This window comes from Paracoccus yeei ATCC BAA-599 (genome assembly GCF_000622145.1).
Taxonomy (GTDB): domain Bacteria; phylum Pseudomonadota; class Alphaproteobacteria; order Rhodobacterales; family Rhodobacteraceae; genus Paracoccus; species Paracoccus yeei.
This window is the reverse complement of the sequence record NZ_KK211402.1, coordinates 165051-169938: the sequence shown is the minus strand read 5'-3', so window position 1 is coordinate 169938 and position 4888 is coordinate 165051. Positions and strand designations below refer to the sequence as shown.

Genomic DNA, 4888 nt, shown 5'->3' with positions numbered 1-4888 from the left:
ACAGTGTCGTCGGGAAAACAGTCCCCCGGACTGTTTTCAGATCCTCCTCCATCCTCCCGGTAGAGCCGATAGAGCTTCTTGTGGTTCATGATCATGCCCTTGCGTTCGAGCAGCACGCCGATCCGGCGATCTCCTTCATCTCCTCGCGGATCTCGGGGCTCGCCATTGGGCTCGAACCAATGGCGCCTTCAATGGCTCGCTCCGGCGGGCGTTCGCGCCGGACCGTCCTGGGATCGACACCGACAAGCCGGCAGGCCCGGCGCTGCGAGATATCGTGATCCCGCATCGCCCTGAGCGCTGCCTCTCGCCGCTTGGTCAGCGTCGTCAGTTCTTTCCCAGAAGTTATCCGTTTTGGTCAAGGCGCGGTTTCGGCCCATTTTCGGTCATCCCTGATCAGGGCGTTGGCGCGGATCAGGAGCTTGCGCATCACAGCGGTGAGCGCGACTTTCGCCGGTTTCCCGCGCTGCAGAGCGCCTGATAGGTCTGGCCGAGCTGCCGGTTGTGCCGGGTGGCGACAAGGGCCGGCATGTAGAGCGCCAGGCGCAATCCACGGCGCCTGCCGCCGATCCGCGACTGGCCCTTCCACCTGCCCGACTCACGAGTGATCGGCGCGAGGCCCGCAAGACTGGCGGCTTCCTTGCCATCCATCGTGCCCAGTTCGGGCATCTCCACGAGCATGGCGATCGCCGGGACGGGGCCGAGGCCGGGAATGGACAGCAGGATCCCGTAGCGATGTGCGAGCGCCGGATCCTCTGCGACGAGGCGCGCGAGTTCGGCGTCGATCTGCTCGATCTGGTTTTCGACCTGTCGCGGGCGCGCCCGCAACTGCGCCAGGACGACCTTGTTGCGCGCAGCCTGCAGGCGGTTGCGGCAGGCGGTGCGATCCTTGATCAGGCCGAAGCGCGCGATGTGCAACTCCCTGATTTCGTGCATGGCGTCACTGCGGACCGGTGTGGCGTCGAGGTCGAGCGCCATACCCATCCGCGCCAGCATCGCGGCATCGACGCGATCGGTCTTCGCCCCGTATCCGGCTGCCTGCGCGAAGCGGCGCGCCCGACCGGGGTTCACCTTGACCAGCGCATGACCCGCCGCGTCCAGTGTGGCCTCATGTCGCGGTGATAGCGACCGGTCGCCTCGTAGACCACGCGAGCCGGGGCCTTGCCGATCCACCGGCGCAGAGCCCCGAGACCTGCCTTGTCGTTGCCGAACCGGGCATGCCTGCCGTCCGACTGGCGGTGAACGTCGAGCGTGGCTTTGGAAATGTCGATACCGACGGTATCCTGCATTGCCTTTCGTCTCCTGTGCTTGTCGTACGGGGCAATGCGTGCAGCACCCCCCACCTATCCGTTCAGGACATACGAAAGGCGGGGGCGATCCAACTTCTGACCGGTCCTGGGAACCTCCATCCTTTCGACCCGTCCTCCGCCGCTCTCCGGCATGTGTGAGGTGCCGGAGAGCGGCTCCCATATCGCACAGGAGCCGGGCGATCTTAAGACAAGATCCTTCAGGACGACATTGTCGAGCATCGTGTCGGCCAGCAGGCGCTTGAGCTTGGCGTTCTCGTCCTCCAGCGCCTTCAGCCTGGCTGCCTCGGAGACCTCCATGCCGCCATACTTGGCTTTCAGCTTGTAGAATGTCGCCGGGCTGAGACCATGCCCGCGGCACACCTCAGCCGTCGGCATGCCCGCCTCCTGCTCCTGGATCATCCCGATTATCTGCGCCTCGGTGAAACGGCTTTTCCTCATTCATCTGCTCCTTCGCGGTTGAGCAGACTCTACATCAGACTAAGGGATCTCGCGGGGGGCAGGTCACACGTAATATTGCTTTGAGGCCTGTTCAGAGTTGCCGTGGTTGCGGTTCGCGAAGGTGGATCGTCCGATGATCGGCTACATTTGCCGCAACAAAAAAGCCCCGCATCGCTGCGGGGCTTCCTGTCCGGAACCGATCAGTTCCGCTCTTTGTCCACCATCTTGCCCTTGCTGATCCAGGGCATCATGGCGCGCAGCTTCTCGCCGACCTTCTCGATCTGGTGCTCGTCGTTGATGCGGCGGGTGGCCTTGAAGAACGGCTGGCCGACGGCGTTTTCCTGCATGAAGTCGCGCACGAACTTGCCGGTCTGGATGTCGCTCAGCACCGCCTTCATCCGCGCCTTGGTCTCGTCGTAGGGCAGGATGCGCGGACCGCTGACGTATTCGCCGTATTCGGCGGTGTTGCTGATCGAATAGTTCATGTTGGCGATGCCGCCTTCATAGATCAGGTCGACGATCAGCTTCACCTCGTGCAGGCATTCGAAATAGGCCATCTCGGGCTCATAGCCCGCCTCGACCAGGGTTTCGAAGCCCATGCGGATCAGTTCGACCAGGCCGCCGCACAGAACCGCCTGCTCGCCAAACAGGTCGGTTTCGCATTCCTGGCGGAAGTTGGTCTCGATGATGCCCGAACGGCCGCCGCCGATGGCCGAGCAGTAGCTCAGGCCAAGGTCCATGGCCTTGCCGGTCGCGTCCTGGTGCACCGCGACCAGGCAGGGCACGCCGCCGCCCTTGACGTATTCGCCGCGAACGGTGTGGCCGGGGCCCTTGGGGGCCATCATGATGACGTCGACGCCCTTTTTCGGCTCGATCAGGCCGAAGTGCACGTTCAGGCCGTGGGCGAAGGCGATCGCCGCGCCTTCGCGCAGGTTGTCGTGGACGTATTTCCTGTAGGTTTCGGCCTGCAGCTCGTCGGGCATGGTGAACATGACCAGGTCGGCCCAGGCGGCGGCTTCGGCGATGCCCATGACCTTCAGCCCCTCGGCTTCGGCCTTCTTGGCCGAGGGCGAGCCCTCGCGCAGCGCCACGACCAGGTTCTTGGCGCCCGAATCGCGCAGGTTCAGCGCATGGGCGTGGCCCTGGCTGCCGTAACCCAGCATGGCGATCTTCTTGTCCTTGATCAGGTTCACGTCGCAGTCGCGATCATAGTAAACGCGCATCAGAGTCTCTCCTCGTTCCGATGCGATGGTTATAGGGACCGCACAGCGCCAGTTCTGTGCAATCTTTCCATTTTAGGGTGGCTAAGCTAGAAAATGATAATCTAGTACTTACTGGAATGAAAAAATCATGCCCGACGCCACCGACAGACGCATTCTGCGCCAGCTTCTGGCCGACCCCGACATCGGCAATGCCGACCTGGCGGAACGCGCCGGCGTCACCCCGGCAAGCCTGTGGCGCCGGCTTGAGAAGCTGCGCGAAACCGGGGTGATCCGCGCGCTCGAAACCCGCATCGACTGGCGCAAGCTTGGCTATGAGGTGCAGGTCAGCCTGCGCTTCACCCTCGACAAGACCCACCCGCGCGCCTTCGACGAATTCATGGCGGCGGCGCGGCAGGTGCCCGAAGTGACGGAAATCCAGACCTTCCTCGGCTCGGTCGACCTGCGGCTGAACGTCATTGCCCGCGACATGGCGCATTGGCAGCAGATCTATCGCGAAAGCATCCTGTCTCTGCCGCATGTCACGGATTCCGACGCGCTGATGCTGGTCAGCAATATCAAGGACGGGCAGGAGCTGCCGCTGTGACCCTGTCGCCCGACGCCACCGACCGGGCCATCCTGCGCCTGCTGGCCCGCGACGCGACCCGCAGCGCCGCCGAGATCGGGCGCCAGATCGGCCTGACCCAGCCCGCGACCTGGCGCCGCATCAAGCGCCTGACCGAGGCGGGGGTGATCGCCGGGCGCCGCATCGTGGTCGATCAGGCGGCGCTGGGGTTCGGCGTCACCGTGTTCCTGGGCATTCGGCTCGCCGCCAAGGGCCGCACCAGCCTGGACGAATTCGAACGCGCCGTGACCGCCATCCCCGAGGTGCAGGTGGTCCAGCACGTCCTGGGCCAGTTCGACTACCGCCTGCGCATCCACGCCCGCGACATCGCCGATTTCGAACGCATCCTGCGCCGCCGCATCATGACCCTGCCCGGCGTGGGCCAGGTCGAGGCCAATGTGATGCTGTCCGAGGAACGCCGGCCGGGGCCGCTATAGGGTGCGTCCCTGTTGCTGCGGTAGAATGTCTGCTGTGCGGACGAAGCAGACTGTCATCGTGCGCGATTTCGTGGTCGGCTTGGTCAAGGTCGCCGTTTTTTCGAAGCTGTCGCGCTAATGCCCAGAACTTATCCCTGCCTTGGCCCAGGGTTCTTTTTAAGCTTCTTGTATGAATGAACGTCAACTTCATCGAAGCCTTTTTTGTTGTCTGACCGATAGAAGAACTTGATGTTGACTTCGAACAGGGTTGACGCCCTTGTCAGAGTCTCAGTCAATCTTGCGCGGTTAAACTTCTCGGCATCTTTGAGAAACATGAGATGGTACAAGGAAGCCCAAAACAGCGCGGCCCGATGAAATTCAATGTCATCTTCAGGACCCATAATGGAAAAGCATTCCGTCTTCGGGATCACGTAAGCTGCCATGTCTTTGTGGACCATGGAGCAAGCTGATAAGAAAAGCCTCCTGCCCTTGAGATGGGGCTGTAACATGTCGCCCAACTCGTCGAAGTCGATGGTTTCCTGATTGGTGGTGCACAGTCCCTCCGGGTCTCCATGTGCGGAAATATGGAGATATCGGTATCGGGACTTACCAAACTCCTTGACTGCCGCCTTGAATTCTTTGGCCGTCCGGACGTACCGATAGAGCGGTTGCTTTCCATGCAATTTCAAAATTTGAGAGATCACGCCGCCTTCAAATCGGCCGTTACCCTCGTCATCCGGATCCAAGCTCTCGATAATAAACACGTCAGCCTTTGTGCGCAATGTAGCCTCATGCAGTTGGGACATCAACTTAGCCGACCTGAGTGACTAACTGCCCAAGAACTATGTCGGCAGCCGGCTCTGATGATGTGACCGCCCCCCCGACGGCTTCGCTGTGCCAGGG

At 62.1% G+C, this 4888-nt stretch carries 4 protein-coding genes and 3 pseudogenes; 2 read left to right on the top strand and 5 right to left on the bottom strand.

Annotated elements, in window-relative coordinates:
* From BU28_RS25735 to ilvC, 4 genes and pseudogenes are all read right to left on the bottom strand, one after another.
* Positions 1 to 337, bottom strand: a pseudogene (locus BU28_RS25735) (hypothetical protein); the annotation flags it as partial.
* Between the two features lie 5 nt (positions 338 to 342).
* Positions 343 to 1286, bottom strand: a pseudogene (locus BU28_RS23785) (IS110 family transposase).
* A 207-nt stretch (positions 1287 to 1493) separates the two neighbouring features.
* Positions 1494 to 1745 (bottom strand): annotated as a pseudogene (locus tag BU28_RS23780) (transposase); the annotation flags it as partial.
* 200 nt (positions 1746 to 1945) lie between these two features.
* Positions 1946 to 2968: a ketol-acid reductoisomerase gene (ilvC, locus tag BU28_RS0118535; RefSeq protein ID WP_028720744.1), complete on the bottom strand. Its 1023-nt coding sequence runs from the start codon at positions 2966 to 2968 to the stop codon at positions 1946 to 1948.
* Between the two features lie 127 nt (positions 2969 to 3095).
* Between ilvC and BU28_RS0118530 the strand changes: the two genes are divergently transcribed.
* Together BU28_RS0118530 and BU28_RS0118525 are read left to right on the top strand one after the other, a co-directional pair.
* On the top strand, positions 3096 to 3551 hold the full coding sequence (locus BU28_RS0118530; RefSeq protein WP_028720743.1) for an Lrp/AsnC family transcriptional regulator: 456 nt from the start codon (positions 3096 to 3098) through the stop codon (positions 3549 to 3551).
* Positions 3548 to 4006 carry an Lrp/AsnC family transcriptional regulator gene (locus tag BU28_RS0118525; RefSeq protein ID WP_028720742.1) on the top strand — a complete coding sequence of 153 codons (459 nt, stop codon included), beginning with the start codon at positions 3548 to 3550 and terminating at the stop codon, positions 4004 to 4006. Before BU28_RS0118530 ends, BU28_RS0118525 begins: the two co-directional genes overlap by 4 nt.
* Positions 4007 to 4134: 128 nt before the next feature.
* On the opposite strand, the gene BU28_RS23775 is transcribed toward BU28_RS0118525, so the two are convergent.
* Positions 4135 to 4791 carry a hypothetical protein gene (locus tag BU28_RS23775; protein WP_169738991.1) on the bottom strand — a complete coding sequence of 219 codons (657 nt, stop codon included), beginning with the start codon at positions 4789 to 4791 and terminating at the stop codon, positions 4135 to 4137.
* Between the last annotated feature and the right edge of the window lie 97 nt (positions 4792 to 4888).

Coding starts and splice junctions, on each gene's coding strand:
- BU28_RS0118530 (WP_028720743.1), top strand. CDS start 3,096: ATGCCCGACGCCACCGACAGACGCATTCTGCGCCAGCTTCTGGCCGAC.
- ilvC (WP_028720744.1), bottom strand. CDS start 2,968: ATGCGCGTTTACTATGATCGCGACTGCGACGTGAACCTGATCAAGGAC.
- BU28_RS23775 (WP_169738991.1), bottom strand. CDS start 4,791: ATGTCCCAACTGCATGAGGCTACATTGCGCACAAAGGCTGACGTGTTT.